Source organism: Streptomyces phyllanthi (assembly GCF_009377205.1).
In the GTDB taxonomy this organism is placed as follows: domain Bacteria; phylum Actinomycetota; class Actinomycetes; order Streptomycetales; family Streptomycetaceae; genus Streptomyces; species Streptomyces phyllanthi.
Window position 1 is genome coordinate 1 of record NZ_VJZE01000193.1, and the last position, 15500, is coordinate 15500.

The following is a 15500-nucleotide window of genomic DNA, read 5'->3' on the forward strand; positions in this document are numbered from 1 at the left end:
AGCGGGGAGGGGCTCGTCGGCAAGTCCCTGAGGAGTGTCTTCTCCAGTCGTACGCTGCATCTCGGACGCACCCCCCCACGACAGGAGTGGCGACGATGCAGTACGTGAAGCTCGGCTCGACGGGCCTGGACGTGTCACGGATCTGTGTGGGCTGCATGAGTTTCGGGGCCCCCGATCGCGGCCCCCACGAATGGACCCTCGACGAGGAGGCGTCACGCCCGTTGATCCGCCAGGCGCTGGAGGCCGGGATCAACTTCTTCGACACCGCGAACGTCTACTCCGACGGCACCAGCGAGGAGATCGTCGGCCGGGCCCTCGCGGAGTTCGCGCGCCGTGACGAGATCGTCCTCGCGACCAAGGTGTACGGCGCGATGTACGAGGGCCCCAACGCCCACGGCCTGTCCCGCAAGGCCGTCATGACGGAGATCGACAACAGCCTGCGCCGCCTCGGCACCGACTACGTGGATCTGTACCAGATCCACCGCTTCGACCCCACCACCCCGGTCGAGGAGACCATGGAGGCCCTGCACGACGTGGTCAAGGCGGGCAAGGCCCGGTACATCGGGGCGAGTTCGATGTACGCCTGGCAGTTCTCCAAGGCCCAGTACACCGCGCGGCTGAACGGCTGGACGCGGTTCGTCTCCATGCAGAACCACTACAACCTCCTCTACCGCGAGGAGGAGCGCGAGATGCTGCCCCTGTGCGAGGACCAGGGTGTCGGCGTCCTGCCCTGGAGCCCGCTCGCCCGCGGCCGTCTCGCCCGCGACTGGGACACGACCACCGAACGCAGCCGCACCGACAGGTTCGGCAGCACGCTCTACCGGGACGGCGACCGCGAGATCGTCGGAGCCGTCGGACGCATCGCAGCCGAACGCGGCACGTCACGCGCGCGGATCGCCCTCGCGTGGCTGCTGGGCCGCACCTCGGTGGCCGCGCCCATCGTGGGCGCCACCCAGTCACGCCACATCGAGGACGCGGTCGCCGCCGTCGGTCTCGAGCTCACCGACAAGGAGATCGAGGAGCTCGAACAGCCCTACACCCCACGAGGGGTCAGCGGTCACTGACTCCGGCCGGCCGCCGAGTGCCCGTTTCGCACCCCGTCCCCCGGGCGGGGACATCGTTGTCACGGCGAGCGCTGCGCGGCGAAGGCGCGCACGAGCCGGTGGTAGCGATAGCGGCCCGGCTCCGGTGATTCCAGCAGCGCGGCGTCCACCAGCGATTCCAGCAGGCTCTCCGCCGTCGCCTCGTCCACGGCGAGGACGGCGGCGGCACCGGCCGGACCGACGGTGTGGCCGCCGGCCCTGGCGAGCAGCCGGAACGCGCGTGCCTGCCGGGGGACCAGCTGCCGGTAGCCGGCTTCGAAGGCGGCGTCGACGGCCAGGTCGCCCACGCGCAGCTCTGCCAGAAGCCGCCGTTCGTCGGTGAGGCGGGAGGCCAGCGCCCCGATGGTCCACCCGGGGCGGGCCTCCAGTCGGCCGGCCGCGATCCGTACGGCCAGCGGAAGGAGCCCGCAGGCCGTCACCAGTCGCAGGGCGTCGGCGCGCTCCTGGGTGAGCCGTGGGTGGCCGAGGACCGTGCCGAGCAGGTCAAGCGCCTCGTCGGGTCGGAAGACGTCCAGCCGAAGGTGGTCGGCCAGCGGCAGCCCGGCCAGGGGCGGCCTGCCGGTGATGACGACCCCGCACCCGGCTGAACCGGGGAGCAGGTCCATGACCTGGGCGGCGCTGTGAGCGTCGTCCAGGACCAGGAGTACCCGTCTGCCGCCCAGCAGGGAGCGCAGCAGCCCACTGCGCTCCGCCGTCGGCCGGGGAACCGCTTCGGCGGGGACCCCGAGCGAGGCCAGGAACCCGGCGAGGACCGCTCCCGGCTCCCGCGGGTCCCGCCCGGTTCCGCGCAAATCCGCGTAGAGCTGCCCGTCGGGGTAGGCGGAGCGGACGCGGTGGGCGAGGCGCAGGGCCAGGGATGTCTTGCCGACTCCGCCCATCCCGGTCACCGCCACGACGGCCGGTGTCCGGCGTCCGGCTGCCGTCAGTCGGGAGCTCAGACGGTCCAGCGGAGCCGAACGCCCGCTGAAATCGGGTATTCCGGGAGGCAGTTGCGCCGGGATGGGCAGTGCCGGAACGGGCTTCGGCGCCACCGGCCCGGTGCCGGCGGCCGCTCGGCCGGCGTGCCGCCTCCCCCTTCCGCCGTCCGGGCCCCTTGCGTTGTCCGTGCCCCTTGCATCGTCCGGGCCCCTTGTGTTGCCCGTGGCCCTGCCGGCCGCCCGCCTTCCGTCCTCCCTCCCCCTCCCGCCGCCCCCGCTGTGGCTGCCGCGAGCACGCCGCTTGCCGTATGCCCGCTGCACCCCGGACGCCGTGGAGGGGCCATCGGCCGGTTCCGCCGGCGTGTCTGCCGTGGCCGGGGCGGGATCGCCCTCCAGAACCATGCGGTGTACGGCGCTCAGCCCGGCTCCGGGTTCGATGCCCTGCTCCCGCGCCAGGCGGTTGCGGTATCCGGCGAACACCGCGAGCGCGTCGGCCTGTCTCCCCGCGGCATGCAGTGCGCGCATCAGCAGACCGTAGGGGCGCTCGCGCAGCGGGTGGGCCGCCGTGAGCTCGGTCAGCCCCGGAATGGCGAAGTGGTGGTGGCCCAGGGCCACTTCGTGATCGAACCGCTCCTCGAGCGCCGCCGTCCTCAGCTCCTCCAGCCGGTCCCGATGCCGCTGGGCGAACGGGCCGGGCACGCCGGTCAGCGAGTCTCCCCGCCACAGGGCCAGGGCGTCCGTGAGCAGACCGCTCGCCTTCTCCACACGTCCACCGTCGCGTGCGCGGGCCGCCTCGCCGATCAGGGACTCCGCCTGCCGGGCGTCCAGCGCGGACGAGGGGGCCGCCAGCCGGTAGCCGTTCCCGGCCGAGACCAGGACGGTCGGTGCCGAGGGATCCGGCTCCAGGAGTCTTCGCAGCCGCCATGCGTAGGTACGGATCGTGGTGACCGCCTTGGCCGGCGGCGCGTCTCCCCACAGGGCGTCGACCAGTTGGGCGGCCGACACCGTGTCACCCAGCCGCAGCAACAGCACCGCCAGCATGGCCTGTTGCTGCGGAGGGCCCACCCTGATCTCGGTGTCATCCCGGTACGCGTGCACCGTGCCCAGCACCACGAAACGTAATCGCGTCGGCATCCGTCCCTCGTCCTCTCCGCCTCGGCCCCCACAACTCCCTTGACGCGTACGGCAATTGAGTCAGCCGGTACGTGCGTCACCACCCTTGTGAACGGTGATGAGCCGGGCCCGGTTGCCTGCGCGTAGATCTCACATAGATCACGTACTGATCACGACCGCCTAGCGTCCTGCCGTCCGGCGGTGCGGTACCGCCGCGACGTACACGCAGACGGAAGGCGGATCGATGCGAAACAGGACGGCTCTGCTGGCCGCGGCCGCGGCCCTGGCGGCGACCGCGCTCGTCGGCACCACCACGACGGGTGCCACCGCTCAGCAGAGTGAGAGGAAGACCGTACCGATCTCCAAGGCCGTACCCGAGGACGACCTCGCGAAGATGACCGAGCAGCGGCCTCTCGTGAAGGCGGCCGACAAGATCAGATGGGCCCAGGAACGCGGACAGTTCGGGGGCTTCACCGGGATCGGGCTGGAAGAGGACCGGGTCGCGCTGTGGTGGAAGGGCGAGGTGCCCGCCAAGGTCCAGCGGGCGATCGACGAGGCCCGTGACACGGCCCCCGTGCGGGTGGTCGACGCGCAGTACTCCCTGCGCGAGCTCAAGACCGCCTCCGCGCGCCTGCAGGCGCGGCTGGCCGAGGACCCGTCGCTGGGCCACACGGTGAACATCCCCACCGACGGCAGCGGCCTGGTCCTGGCCACGGACGGAACCGGCGGGAAGCGCGCCGCCGCAGCGGCGGGGGAGACCGCCTCCGAGGTGGCGGGGGTCCCGGTCCGCACGGTCGAGGAACCGCGCCTCGACCAGGTCTCCCGCGACAACGACTGGTCCCCCTGGTGGGGCGGGGCACGGATCTGGCAACCCCGCGCCGGCTGCACCTCCGGCTTCGGCGTGACCGACAACACGGGCGCGCAGTACCTGCTCACCGCGGGGCACTGCGGCGACTTCGGCGACCCCTTCACCAGCGGCGGGGGCACCTCCATCGGCACCCCGTCCAAGATCAACAAGACCCACGACATCATGCTGATCGGGACCGGCGACGTCACCAACTTCATCTACACCGGGAACCCGACCGACAACGTGGGTGTGCGCGTCGACGGCTGGGACTGGGTCTACCCCGGCGAGTACCTCTGCCAGTCCGGCGCCACCAGCGCCGGTGTCGTCGGCGGCGCGATCTGCAACATCAAGGTCCTCTTCTTCTACAACGACTCCGAGGACCTGGTGGAGGCCGAGCAGATGGACGGCCAGACGGCCGCCCGGCCCGGTGACAGCGGCGGCCCCGTCTACACGGCCTCCGCGAGCGGCGGCGCCATAGCCAAGGGCACGACGACCCGCGTCGCCGGCGCCCGCCTCGGCTTCCAGGACTTCGGCACCGCCTGGCGGGACTTCGGCGTCTGGATCGCCTCCTGACCCCCACGCACTGACCCTCGCGGGCGCACCCGCAACCAAGGGGCGGCTGCCGAACCCGGCAGCCGCCCTCCGCCGCGGCCTGTCCCGCCGGGCCCAGGGGCCAGGGGCGTGCGCACCAGACGCCCCTGGGCAGTTTCGTTTGGATCAGTCGGTCGTTGGTCCGGGTGTGCCGTTAACCGATGCGCAGTGGGCGCGAATCGAGCCGTTGCTCCCGATCCGGGCGCCGAAGCGCGGTGGCCGGTGGAGGGATCACCGGGGGACGATCGACGCGATCGCCTTCAAGTTCCAGACCGGAACGCAGCGGGTCCATCTACCGGAGAGGTACGGCAACTGGCGAGGCGTCTACAACCGGTTGCGGATGTGGGCCGTCGACGGCACCTGGGAACGGGTCTTCACCGCACGGACGGCCCAGGCAGACGCCGCTGAGGACCTGGCGTGGGCCGTGTCGGTGGACTCCACGATCGTGCGAGCTCACCAGCACGCGGTCGGGGCCCGCAAATGGGGGGCCCGGCCGGCGAACCGGCCGACCACGCCATCGGCCGGTCCCGCGGCGGGCTGACCACCAGGATCCACCTCGCGGCCGTTGCCCGCTGCCGACCCCTCGCGTTCGTTCTCACCGCTGGGCAGGCAGGAGATGCGCCCGCCTTCACGGACGTCATGGCCCGCCTGCGCGTTCCCCGACGCCGCGGTCGTCCTCGCACCAGGCCGGACGTGGTCCTGGCGGATAAGGCCTACTCATCCCGCGCGATCCGCGACCACCTGCGCAAGCGCGGCATCCGGGCGGTGATCCCGGTCCCGGCGGATCAGCGTGGCCACCGACTGCGACGGGGCAGCCGCGGCCGCAGGCCGCCAGCCGAACTCGCCCGGAAAACACCCTTCCTTCACCGCGGGAGCTCCGAGATGGTTGGGGCGGGAGCCTGCCCGGCAGCCAACCGGGGTGGGAGGGGGCCGTGATGTTGGCGAAAGTGTTCGACAGCCGTGATCTGCCAGTCGAGGACCGGATCGAGGCGTGGTGTGATCTCACGGAACGTGCCTTGGCGCCGAACGAGTTTTGTATCCCTGATCCGGCCCAGTTCCGAGCCACGCTGCGTGCTGTGGACATGGGGGAGGTTCAGGTCACGTCGCTGACGTACTCGGCGTTGAGATCGCGGCGGACACCAAGACTGATACGGCGTTCTGACCCGGCCGGGTACACCGCGGGCCTCATTCTGCAAGGGCGCCACGGCCTCCTTCAGGAGCGGCGCGAGGCTTCGCTGGGCATGAACGAGATGTTGCTGTACTCCGACTCCCGGCCGTATGAAGCCGCGGCCGATGTCGGACGGGGTACAGCGGCCACGGTTCTGGTTCAGATCCCGCGTGCATCGCTGCCTCTGCGGCCGGAGCAGGTAGACCGGCTCCTTGCGGTCCCTCTGCCGGGCAGCGGGGGCATAGGGGGACTTCTGTCTACGTTTCTGACCCATCTCGCCACGGGCACCGGACCGTTGGGGCCGCAGGACGCCGTGAGGATCGGAAGTGTGCTCCTCGACCTGCTGACTGCCTGGCTGGCCCACCACGTCGACGCCATGAATCCAGCGGTCGCCGATGCGCGGCAGCGTGTCCAGTTCCTCGAGATCCGCACCTTTGTCGTACGCCACCTGGGTGACCCGCGACTGTCGCCGGACATGATCGCCGCCGCCCATCACATGTCGCTGCGGACCCTGCAGCGTCTCTTCAAGGAACAAGGAATCACCGTCGGCTCGTTCATCCGCCGGCAACGGCTGAACCGCGTGCACCGTGACCTGGCCGATCCGCGCCTCGCGGCACGGCCCATCCATGCGATCGCCGCCCGCTGGGGCTATGCGTACCCTTCCGACCTGACCCGCGCCTTCCGCGCCGCGTACGGCGTCGGCCCTGCCGAGTACCGGCACGCACACCTGAACGGGACCCCGAGGTGGCCGACGGGCGCCGGCCCTGCTGAATAGCAAGGGGCGCTGCCGGTGCAGCAAGTCGGTTGTGTGTCCGGTAGTCGTAACCCACTGACCGTGCATCACCGTCACCTTCGTAGAAGCCGTAGAACCCCTGAGCACCGCAATTGGTGGGAACGTCCCGGAAGCAACCCGTGGAAGGCGTCGAAGCTCCGCCCCGACGTTACTTCGGCTCAGACCACCGTCCGTGGCCCGAAGGTCAGTTGGGCAGTACGACCGCTCAGAGCTCGCCGGTGGTCCCCCTGGGCATGCGCAACCTACGCTTCCTGATCGCGCGGACCACAGGCAGCGGCCCTCGAAGTTGTCGCGCCAGGACAACGCTTTGGCGCACCAGGACAACGAGATGCGCACGGTGTCCGTCCAGAATTCTCGTGGGCGAGTACTGGACCGGCTCGGAATGTCGCTTTGAGTTCCTCACCCTGGGCGTCTGGCAAGGAGTCAATGCACGGTGCCCGTCGAAGTACAGACAGAACGGAATTCTGATCAACCGCCGTCGGCGGAGGGGAGAACGGAGTGACCGGAAAATTTCTACATTCTGCGTGTGCGGCAACAGTACTCACCGCGGGACTGCTGGCCGGAAGTGCCTCGTCGGCCTCGGCGGATTCGCGCTACGGGTGTGAGTGGCCCCGGGTCTGCTTCTACCTCACACAGGCCGACAGGAATGCGAACCGCCCGACTGCCGCCTACCAGGACGCCGGATACAACCAGACCCTCGGTCCCAACAGCCGGGGCGCTGACTCGGTCTACAACTCGCGCAACGACGATATTGCGCTCGTTCGCGTCGGCACCTCCAGTGTGGCGGTCTGCATTTCGCCCAACCAATCCCAGGGTTTCGATGCCACGATCACCATCACCGCGGTCCGGATCCAGTACGAGCCCTCCACCTGCCCGAGCCAACTCATGACATGGCCGAGCTGATGCTTTCTGGAGGTCGTCCTTCTCCACTCCCGCCTACCGCTCCACCGCCAACGGGACGGTAAGACCAATCAGGAATCAGGGCGAAGTCAACACAGGGTGATGGCAGGTTACGGCCTGGTCGTGCGGAAAGCGGCATTGTACGGTCGTGGCGATCTGGCAGTAACTGCAGGTTCGTGAGGACACTGAGGGGGCAGCAAAGATGAAATTCGTGTTCCGCAAAACGATAGTCGCGTTGGTTGCAGGTTCGTTCCTGGCGCTGGCCGCCGGACCATCCAGTGCTGCCAGTTCAGGAAATTCCGGGGCGGCTGCAGCCTGCCCCTCACCAGGATGGCGAGTCAAGGCAGGAAACTCGGCAAAGGTCTACGTCGTCGACCCGAATGGCGAGCTGCTCCATATCCCAGACCCCACAGTCTACTTCAACCTCTGGGACAGCTGGGACGGGATCCTGACGATTGACAGCTCCTTGCTGGACAGCTGCTGGCCCAAGAAGTGGTCGATAGGTAACTCCCGCCTCGCACGGAGGAGCGGAGATGACCAGATCTTTATCTGGGATGGTAGTGCCGGCGGCTATCGTTGGATCATCGACGCCTGGGTTTTCGAGCACAAGTATGGTTTTTCGTGGTCGAAGGTAAGGACGGTAGAAGCGATCACCCCCGTCGAGTCAGCGCCTGAATGGTTCTGAGGAATTGGCATGCCCGGTTCAATGCCCGCGGCATGGCCGATCATCGCACACCGCCGTGACAGCGGATCCTGAAGGCGCGAGTGATCTCGTTCCCGACACGCCGGCGCCCGGGCACCGTCAGCAGGGCGGCGGGGATCTGTTCCTCAACCAACGGCCTCGTGCACGGTTGGCCGTGTACGAGGCCGTTGGTTATGTCATCAGCAGAGCGGAGAGCATGGCGCGACGGGCAAAGCCCCGGACCGGTGTGCGGATTAGCTTGGCATTTACGGTCTGAAATCAGACGGTGCATCGCACGTGCCCACTCGTTCGGGGATTTACGGTGAGTCTGCTGGACCACGACGCCCGGCGAGACGCGTTGAGTCGGTCCGGGCCCCTTGGCCGGCGCGAGCGCGAGACTGCTGTTCATGCCGGGTTGGAACCGCCTGTAGGGGGGCGCCCAGGACAGCGGGGGACGCCCCATTGCTTCCTGCAATGCCGGACGTTGAATCACAAGCTAGAGCTCCCCGAACGCCCCCAAGTCGCCCCGCAGTGCCCGCAGATGGTCGCCCAGCGGACCCAGTCCGACATCGAGGCGGCGTTCGTCCACGGTCTGGGGGTGACGGATCGGGTACGGGTGGAGGGTGCCGGGATTGATACGGGTGCCGTAGAACTGCGGCTGGCCCAGCTCGACGGCGCAGTGGTCCGCGATGTACGCGTGGTGCACGGCCGGGCAGGCACCGTCCGCCACCGCCTCCGCGATCAGGTCGCGGCACATGAGCTGGAGGCCGAGGTCCGGGGCGTGCAGCAGGATCATCAGCGCGGCCGTGGACGCGGGCTCACCGACCAGGTCGGCCGTGGGCCAGCCGTGGCGGGCGACCATCGCCCTGAGGGCCTGCCCGTTGTCCTCGCGGCACCGGGCGATGCGGTGCCGGCCGAGCGCGGCGGGCGCCGACCGTGCCTCGCGTGCCAGCCGGTTCTCCTTCTCGATCCTGCGGACCAGTTCGGCGGCCAGGGCCACTTCCCGCATGGAGCCCGCCTGCTCGTGTCCCATGGACGGCGCACTCCTCATGTCGTCCCTCGGACGTCCATCGAGAACCACACCGTCTTGCCGATGTCTCCGGGGCCGGGCGGATCGGTGCCCCAGTCGTCGGCCAGCGCCTCGACGATGGACAGTCCGCGGCCGGTCTCGGCGCCCGCGTCCGGCGTACGTGGCCTGGGCTGCACGGACGACGAGTCGGCGAGCGTGACGCGAAGCCGGTCGCCGGAGTACTCCAGGGTCACGCCGACGGTGTCGGAGGGGTCGGTGCTCGCGTGCCGTACGGCGTTGGCGAACAGCTCGCCCGTCGCCAGCACGGTGTCGTCGACGAGGTGGGGGAGCCGCCAGAGTCTGAGGTGCGCGGCGACCATACGCCGTACTCCGGCGGCGCACGAGGGCTGCGCGGCCACGGCGACCTGGAAGAGGCGCGGCGGCCTGCTGAGCGAGATCAAGGGAACGTCACCCCGTCGGTGGATAACCCCGGGCCGTCCCCCTGTCCGGGGGTGGCGGTCCGTGCGCCCCGGAAGGGGCGCCGGGTGTCGTGTGCAGGTGTGGCAGGGCTTTGGCGGCGACGTACGCCGACACTGGCTGAGGTCATCGTGTGCCTCCTCGCGTGTATGCCGCGCCCGGGCGGCCGCCGGTGCTGTTGTCGAAGACAACAGCACCGGGCATATCCGGGGCGAGGTGGTGAAGGGGTTGTTCGGTGGCGGAGACGTCGTGGTGAGCGCTGTATTTTCGCCACCATGGTGAACGTGGACGACGGCGTGCCCGCCCAGCGGTGGGAGGGCGGCACCGGATGGCCCGGTGTGCGGGACAAGCGAATTCTGGTCACCGGAGGCAGCCGGGGTCTCGGCGAGCAGATCGTCCGGCTGCTGCTCGCCGAGGGGGCGCACACCGGAACATGTGCCCGGACCGCCCCGGGCATCGAGGCGCTGGACGTGTCCCTGACGGACCGGGAGCGCACCCGGCTGTTCGCCGAGGCGCTCGACGTCACCGAGCCCGGCCGGCTGGAGGGCTTCGTCACCGGCGCGGCGCGGCGCTTCGGCGGGCTGGACGGCGTGGTGGCCTGCGTCGGCGGTTCCCGGGGCGGCGGATTCGAGCACGCGGACGCGGGGGACTGGGCGGCGACCTGGGAGGTGAACGTCGGGCACACGACCCGGCTGGTCCGTGCCGCGCTCCCGCACCTGCGTGCGGCGGGCGGCGGCTCGGTCGTGATCATCTCGTCGGTCTCCGGCTGGAAACCGGGACCGCACGCCCAGTACGGCACCGCCAAGAGCGCGCAGATCCATCTGGCCGCCTCCCTGGCCCGTGAGCTGGGTCCCGACGGCATCCGCGTCAACGCCGTCTCGCCCGGTTCGATGCTGATTCCCGGCCGGCGCTGGGCCCGGATGCGCACGGAGACCCCGGAGGCGTACGCGGCCTTCACCGGCGCCGAACTGCCGGGCGGCGCACCCGTCGAACCGCAGGAGGTGGCGCGCGCGGTGGTCTTCCTGCTCTCCGACTGGTCCAGCGGTATCTCCGGCGCCAACCTCCCGGTCGACCGCGCGCAGAACGCGCCCACGCCGTACGGCTACTGACACCGGCTCAGACCGCGCGCCGGGTGCCCGCGACGAGGCGGGTCCCGTTCCGGACGTACAACTCCCGTACACAGAGCCCACCCCCCTCAGGCCGCCACGCCCAGGACCACCCGCGACCGCCGCTCGAACTCCCGCACAACGGGTTCGTCACGGCGCGAGGCCAGCCGTCCGCGGAAGTCACGCAGGGCCTGGACGGACCGCTCGCTGTGGACACCGCTCAGGGCGTCGAGCGCTTCGGTGGCCGTCGCCACGGCCTCGTCCAGCCGGTTCTGCTGGAGATGGGCCGTCGCCAGGACGGACCGGCTGATGGCCTGGCGCCGGCGGCGGTCGGTGTGCGCGCGCACGGACTCGCTCGCGGTCTGCTCGGCCTGTGCGGCGAGCCCCAGATCGCGGAAGCACACGGCGGACTCCGCCTGAAGGTAGTGGTGGTCCAGGAAGCGCACCCACGGCGACTCGTGCTCCGGCCCGAGGCTCGCGTCCAGCTGCTTCTCGGCGGTGCGCAGGGCCTCCGCGGTCTCGCGCGGCCGGCCGAGCGCCGCCTGGGCGCGCGCGGACATGGCGTACAGGCGCATCAGACCGAGCGGACTGCCGGCGTCGCGCGCCGTGGCGATCCCGGCCCGGGCCAGCGCCGCCCCCTCGTCGGGCCGGCCCAGGCTGGTCGCCAGATGGGACAGACCCGCCAGGATCTGCCCGCCCAGAACCTGGTCGCGGCCCTCCGCGCACAGCCGCAGCGCCTGCGTCATGTAGCGCTGGGCCAGGCCGTACTCCCCGGCGTCGTACGAGCTCCAGCCCGCCATTGCCGAGAGCCGGGCGGCCGAGGCGAACAGCTGTCGCCGCTGCCCCGGCGCCGTGCCGCGCTGCTGCAGCATGGGGACGACCTCGGCGGACAGATACTGCACGATGCTGGTGCGCACTCCGCCGCCGCCGTAGTGGTTGTCCATCTCGTCGAACATGCCGATCATCGCGCGGACCTGCTCCACCGGCCCGGAGCCCGACACGGACTCCAGCCGGGCGGTGCCGCCCTGCGACTCCACCAGCCAGAGCAGCCAGGCCCGTTGAGGGTTCATCAGGGCGCCCGGGACGAAGGGCACCGCACCGAGCAGGGTGCGCCGCGAGATATCGGTGGAACCGAGCTCGGCCAGGGTGTGCAGTGTCTCCGCCACGTTCTCTCCGTACACCAGCGCCCGCCCCGCGACCGGGCGTCCGCGGTCGGGCGGGAAACCGAGATCCGCGGGCGTCAGTTGGCGCCCCAGCCGCTCACCGAGGACCGCGGCGATGACCTCCGGAGTGGTGCCGCGGGGCTGCTGGCCCTGGAGCCAGCGGGTGACGGACGCCTTGTCGTAGTTGGTGTCGGTGCCCTGGCACCGTCCCAGTTCGTTGACCCGGAGGGCCAGGGAGGCGTACGAGCACCCTGCCTCCTTGAGGGCGGCTGCCAGAGCCTTGTTGGGCCCACCGGAGTCCTTGCTGCCCTGGTTCCTCGGTTGTCCGTTCGTCACGGCGGCCATCCAGGTCTCACATCATGTCGGCGCGCGGCTTGACCCGTACCCGCCGAGGCGCCAACTCCCGGGGTGGGCCGGAGGAGTTCGAGCGACGCTGCCGCGAATGTGCGCCAGGTCACTCGGTCACTATGGTGGCCGATAGACTCAGCCCGCAACCGGCGTTCTGATAATTTCAGAATGAATCGCACGGACCTGTTGGTCTCAACGGATGGCGTGGCACACTGCACGCTGTGAATCCCGCCCCGGGAGGCAGCACGTGAGTGAGACCCGCTCAGGAGGCGGTGCCCCGACGGCCCCCACCGTCCTGCGCATGGTGCTCGGCAAGCGGCTGAGACAGCTGCGTGAACGGGCCGGAGTGTCGTTCGAGGAGGCGGCGCGGGCCATCGAGGTCACCGCCCTGACGGTCCGGCGCATGGAGAAGGCCGAGGTCGGACTCCGCATCCCCTACGTGAAGGAGTTGCTGCGCACCTACGGGGTCTCCACCACGGAGATCGACGACTTCGTCTCCCTCGCCCGGGAGGCCAACCAGCCCGGCTGGTGGTACAAGTACCGCGACGTGCTGCCGGACTGGTTCAGCGCCTACGTCAGCCTGGAGACCGAGGCCGCCGTCATCCGCCTCTACGAACCCCAGTACGTTCCCGGCCTGTTGCAGACCCCGGACTACGCCGCCGCCCTCATGCGGGTCGGCTTCCCCAACGAGACCGAGGAGGAGATCGCACGCCGGGTCTCGCTGCGCCTGAGGCGCCAGGACCTGCTGGCCAAACCGGACGCGCCCGCCGTCTGGGCCATCCTCGACGAGACGGTGCTGCGCCGCGCCGTCGGCGGCCCGGAGGTGATGCGGGCACAGATCGACCGCCTGATCGAGGTGCTGGGGAGCCCGAAGGTCAGGATCCAGATCATGCGCTTCGCCGCGGGCCCGCATCCGGGGGCCTTCGGCCCCTTCCACTACTTCCGCTTCGGCTTCTCCGAACTCCCCGACATCGTCTACACCGAGAGCCTCGCGGGCTCCCAGTACTTCGACCAGCCCACGGACGTCGTCACCTACCTGGAGATACTCGACCGGATGTCCGTGCAGGCGGAACCGGTCGCTCGGACCAGGGACATCCTGGAAGCACTGCGTAAGGAGCTGTGACACATGGCAACCGACGGCCCCATCTACAACGGCATGCCCGCCCCGGACCTCGGCAGTGAGGGCTGGCACAAGCCCTGGAGCGGCACCAACGGAGGCTCCTGCGTCGAGGCCAAGCGACTGCCCGACGGCAGTGTCGCCTTCCGGCAGTCCACGGACCCGACCGGACCCGCCCTGGTCTACACGCGCGAGGAGATGATCTCCTTCCTGGAGGGGGCGAAGGCCGGCCAGGCGGACTTCCTGATCGCCTGACACGGTGCGCTCGCCCGGCTCGTGCGGGCGTGGAAGCGGTCGCTCCGCCACTACGCCCGCACAACCGGACACCCCGTATGCGCCCTACCGCCGAGGGGAAGCGCCGCCCACACTTGGGGACTTGACCCCCGGGTCGACCCCTGCCCCTGAACCCTCGAAGGGAGCGGCATGCGTACGCCGCCTCGCGTCCCGGGCCGCGCCGTGCCGCCCGGCAGGCGCGCCGGCATGTCCGGCCGGGCCGCTCCCGAGGGGCGGGGATGACCTCTCCGCCCACCCTCACCCGGTACCGGACCCTGATCGTCGAGGGCCGCGAAGGCGTCCGCAGAAGCGACCTCCTCGCCGAACTGGCCCATCTCGGCTTCCTCGTACGGCGCATGCCGACGAGCCTGCACCACCTCGACCCGGCCCTGCCCTACCGGGAACTCCTCGCCGGCCCGGGCCGCCTCGCCGTCGACGGGGGCATCCTCAGGGAGCTCGTCTACGGGCCACTGCGCCGCGGACGCTCCCGGGTGACCTGGATCCAGGCCCTCGACTTCGCCGAGGCCGTGGCCGAACGCGACGGGGCCATGCTCCATCTCATGGCCCGGGCCCCCGCCGGGCACACATACCGGTTGCGCGGGGAGGCGGCCGACGCGAGCGTCGCGTACGACCATGCGTTCCTGACCCTCGCCCAGCATGTGCCGGTGGTGACGCTCGACGTCCGGGAGCCGGCCCGTCCCATCCGTGCGCACCCTCCCCATGAGCACCAACTCCGACCATGAGAACGGTAGTTGACGGTAGGTTGGCGACGACGAGCGATGCGAGGCAGGAGAAGTCCATGACTGAAGGCCGCCCCACCCCCGACCAGGAAGCCCTGGCCAAGATCGACACCACGGTGCCGCACTCGGCCCGCATCTGGAACTACTGGATGGGCGGAAAGGACAACTACGAGGTCGACCGCGTGGCGGGCGACGCCTATCGCGAGATCGCTCCGAACATCGAAACGATGGCCAAGGCCTCGCGCGTCTATCTGATCCGCACGGTCACCTTCGTGGCCCGTGAGTGCGGTATCCGCCAGTTCCTCGACATCGGCACCGGACTGCCCACGTACGACAACACCCACCAGGTCGCCCAGAAGGTCGCCCCCGAGTCCCGCATCGTGTACGTCGACAACGACCCCCTCGTCCTGCGCCACGCCCAGGCGCTGCTCACCAGCACCCCCGAGGGCGTCACCGACTACGTCGACGCCAACCTGCGCGACCCGGACACCATCCTCGAAGCGGCGGGCAAGATCCTGGACTTCAGCAAGCCCGTCGCCCTCATGCTCATGGGCATCCTCGGGCACATCCAGGACTACGAGGAGGCCAAGTCGATCGTCAGCCGGCTCCAGGCGGAGCTCCCGCCGGGCAGCTACTTCGTGCACTACGACAGCACGGACACCGACGAGGAACTCAAGCGCGCCCAGGACGGCTACGACGACACGGGCGCCGTCCCGTACGTCCTGCGCAGCCCCGCGCGGCTCGCCGCGTACTACGAGGGCCTGGAACTCCTCGAACCCGGCATCGTCTCCTGCCCGCTGTGGCGCCCGGAGCCCGGCACCAACCCGGAGCCGACGGACGTGTACGGGGGAGTGGCCTACAAGCGGTGAGGCGCCGGCGCCGGCCTTCCAGGCGGCGCCGCCCGGGATGCCGGAGTGATCAAAGCCGCGTTGAACGGCGTGTGCCGGATCTGTCTCCCCTGGGAGAGGTGCATGCCGTCAGGCGACAGCGCCTTGTCGAGCCGGCGAGGCGTCCACCAGGCGTCCGACGCGGAGGGGGCGGGGGAGAAGCGCTGCGGGGGAACACCTCCCGGTACCCCTGCTTCAGGCCCGCGGGGGCGCGCGGTGCGGGCCCAGTCCCCGTAGGACATCGCCGAGTTGGTCCTGTGTCAGGG

General features: G+C 70.2%; 16 protein-coding genes. 12 read left to right on the forward strand and 4 right to left on the reverse strand.

Features of this window, described 5'->3' with window-relative positions:
* Window positions 1-95 precede the first annotated feature (95 nt).
* The gene (locus FNH04_RS24780) at window positions 96-1064 is read left to right on the forward strand and encodes an aldo/keto reductase (RefSeq protein ID WP_152787818.1); all 969 of its coding nucleotides are present in this window, start codon (window positions 96-98) and stop codon (window positions 1062-1064) included.
* 59 nt (window positions 1065-1123) lie between these two features.
* On the opposite strand, the gene FNH04_RS24785 is transcribed toward FNH04_RS24780, so the two are convergent.
* Window positions 1124-3154: an AfsR/SARP family transcriptional regulator gene (locus FNH04_RS24785; protein ID WP_152787820.1), complete on the reverse strand. Its 2031-nt coding sequence runs from the start codon at window positions 3152-3154 to the stop codon at window positions 1124-1126.
* 223 nt (window positions 3155-3377) lie between these two features.
* Between FNH04_RS24785 and FNH04_RS24790 the strand changes: the two genes are divergently transcribed.
* The 6 genes from FNH04_RS24790 to FNH04_RS24815 all read left to right on the forward strand — a co-directional run bounded on the left by FNH04_RS24790 (window position 3378) and on the right by FNH04_RS24815 (window position 8117).
* Window positions 3378-4553: a chymotrypsin family serine protease gene (locus FNH04_RS24790; RefSeq protein WP_152787822.1), complete on the forward strand. Its 1176-nt coding sequence runs from the start codon at window positions 3378-3380 to the stop codon at window positions 4551-4553.
* Window positions 4554-4719: 166 nt separating this feature from the next.
* Window positions 4720-5112, forward strand: a complete 393-nt coding sequence (locus tag FNH04_RS49460; RefSeq protein WP_194236803.1) for a transposase — start codon at window positions 4720-4722, stop codon at window positions 5110-5112.
* Window positions 5052-5507, forward strand: coding sequence for a transposase (locus tag FNH04_RS49465; RefSeq protein ID WP_152787825.1), 456 nt, complete (start codon window positions 5052-5054; stop codon window positions 5505-5507). Before FNH04_RS49460 ends, FNH04_RS49465 begins: the two co-directional genes overlap by 61 nt.
* Window positions 5507-6514: an AraC-like ligand-binding domain-containing protein gene (locus FNH04_RS24805; RefSeq protein ID WP_152787827.1), complete on the forward strand. Its 1008-nt coding sequence runs from the start codon at window positions 5507-5509 to the stop codon at window positions 6512-6514. The genes FNH04_RS49465 and FNH04_RS24805 overlap by 1 nt, the downstream gene beginning before the upstream one ends.
* Before the next feature lie 516 nt (window positions 6515-7030).
* Window positions 7031-7435, forward strand: a complete 405-nt coding sequence (locus tag FNH04_RS24810) for a hypothetical protein (RefSeq protein ID WP_152787829.1) — start codon at window positions 7031-7033, stop codon at window positions 7433-7435.
* Between the two features lie 199 nt (window positions 7436-7634).
* Window positions 7635-8117, forward strand: coding sequence for a hypothetical protein (locus tag FNH04_RS24815; RefSeq protein ID WP_152787831.1), 483 nt, complete (start codon window positions 7635-7637; stop codon window positions 8115-8117).
* A 493-nt stretch (window positions 8118-8610) separates the two neighbouring features.
* Here FNH04_RS24815 and FNH04_RS24820 read toward each other — a convergent pair whose 3' ends face one another.
* Window positions 8611-9147 (reverse strand): DUF6624 domain-containing protein, encoded by a 537-nt coding sequence (locus FNH04_RS24820; RefSeq protein WP_152787833.1) that lies wholly within the window; start codon window positions 9145-9147, stop codon window positions 8611-8613.
* 14 nt (window positions 9148-9161) lie between these two features.
* Complete coding sequence (locus FNH04_RS24825) at window positions 9162-9584, reverse strand: ATP-binding protein (protein WP_152787835.1); 423 nt, start codon at window positions 9582-9584, stop codon at window positions 9162-9164.
* 291 nt (window positions 9585-9875) lie between these two features.
* On the opposite strand from FNH04_RS24825, the gene FNH04_RS24830 reads away from it, so the two are divergent.
* A complete protein-coding gene (locus FNH04_RS24830; RefSeq protein ID WP_152787837.1) occupies window positions 9876-10709 on the forward strand; it encodes an SDR family NAD(P)-dependent oxidoreductase in 834 nt (277 codons plus the stop codon).
* A gap of 86 nt (window positions 10710-10795) precedes the next feature.
* On the opposite strand, the gene FNH04_RS24835 is transcribed toward FNH04_RS24830, so the two are convergent.
* Window positions 10796-12214 (reverse strand): tetratricopeptide repeat protein, encoded by a 1419-nt coding sequence (locus FNH04_RS24835; RefSeq protein WP_152787839.1) that lies wholly within the window; start codon window positions 12212-12214, stop codon window positions 10796-10798.
* A 304-nt stretch (window positions 12215-12518) separates the two neighbouring features.
* Between FNH04_RS24835 and FNH04_RS24840 the strand changes: the two genes are divergently transcribed.
* The 4 genes from FNH04_RS24840 to FNH04_RS24855 all read left to right on the forward strand — a co-directional run bounded on the left by FNH04_RS24840 (window position 12519) and on the right by FNH04_RS24855 (window position 15216).
* Window positions 12519-13340 carry a helix-turn-helix domain-containing protein gene (locus FNH04_RS24840; protein ID WP_152787849.1) on the forward strand — a complete coding sequence of 274 codons (822 nt, stop codon included), beginning with the start codon at window positions 12519-12521 and terminating at the stop codon, window positions 13338-13340.
* A 3-nt stretch (window positions 13341-13343) separates the two neighbouring features.
* Window positions 13344-13589: a DUF397 domain-containing protein gene (locus tag FNH04_RS24845; protein WP_152787841.1), complete on the forward strand. Its 246-nt coding sequence runs from the start codon at window positions 13344-13346 to the stop codon at window positions 13587-13589.
* 257 nt (window positions 13590-13846) lie between these two features.
* Window positions 13847-14350 carry a hypothetical protein gene (locus FNH04_RS24850; protein ID WP_152787843.1) on the forward strand — a complete coding sequence of 168 codons (504 nt, stop codon included), beginning with the start codon at window positions 13847-13849 and terminating at the stop codon, window positions 14348-14350.
* A 56-nt stretch (window positions 14351-14406) separates the two neighbouring features.
* Window positions 14407-15216 (forward strand): SAM-dependent methyltransferase, encoded by an 810-nt coding sequence (locus tag FNH04_RS24855; protein WP_152787845.1) that lies wholly within the window; start codon window positions 14407-14409, stop codon window positions 15214-15216.
* Window positions 15217-15500 lie beyond the last annotated feature (284 nt).

Excerpts from the sequence above, each read along its gene's own strand:
- FNH04_RS24780 (WP_152787818.1), top strand. The coding sequence starts at position 96 with ATGCAGTACGTGAAGCTCGGCTCGACGGGCCTGGACGTGTCACGGATC.
- FNH04_RS24785 (WP_152787820.1), bottom strand. The coding sequence starts at position 3,154 with ATGCCGACGCGATTACGTTTCGTGGTGCTGGGCACGGTGCACGCGTAC.
- FNH04_RS24790 (WP_152787822.1), top strand. The coding sequence starts at position 3,378 with ATGCGAAACAGGACGGCTCTGCTGGCCGCGGCCGCGGCCCTGGCGGCG.
- FNH04_RS49465 (WP_152787825.1), top strand. The coding sequence starts at position 5,052 with ATGGGGGGCCCGGCCGGCGAACCGGCCGACCACGCCATCGGCCGGTCC.
- FNH04_RS24805 (WP_152787827.1), top strand. The coding sequence starts at position 5,507 with ATGTTGGCGAAAGTGTTCGACAGCCGTGATCTGCCAGTCGAGGACCGG.
- FNH04_RS24815 (WP_152787831.1), top strand. The coding sequence starts at position 7,635 with ATGAAATTCGTGTTCCGCAAAACGATAGTCGCGTTGGTTGCAGGTTCG.
- FNH04_RS24820 (WP_152787833.1), bottom strand. The coding sequence starts at position 9,147 with ATGGGACACGAGCAGGCGGGCTCCATGCGGGAAGTGGCCCTGGCCGCC.
- FNH04_RS24830 (WP_152787837.1), top strand. The coding sequence starts at position 9,876 with ATGGTGAACGTGGACGACGGCGTGCCCGCCCAGCGGTGGGAGGGCGGC.
- FNH04_RS24835 (WP_152787839.1), bottom strand. The coding sequence starts at position 12,214 with ATGGCCGCCGTGACGAACGGACAACCGAGGAACCAGGGCAGCAAGGAC.
- FNH04_RS24840 (WP_152787849.1), top strand. The coding sequence starts at position 12,519 with ATGGTGCTCGGCAAGCGGCTGAGACAGCTGCGTGAACGGGCCGGAGTG.
- FNH04_RS24845 (WP_152787841.1), top strand. The coding sequence starts at position 13,344 with ATGGCAACCGACGGCCCCATCTACAACGGCATGCCCGCCCCGGACCTC.
- FNH04_RS24850 (WP_152787843.1), top strand. The coding sequence starts at position 13,847 with ATGACCTCTCCGCCCACCCTCACCCGGTACCGGACCCTGATCGTCGAG.
- FNH04_RS24855 (WP_152787845.1), top strand. The coding sequence starts at position 14,407 with ATGACTGAAGGCCGCCCCACCCCCGACCAGGAAGCCCTGGCCAAGATC.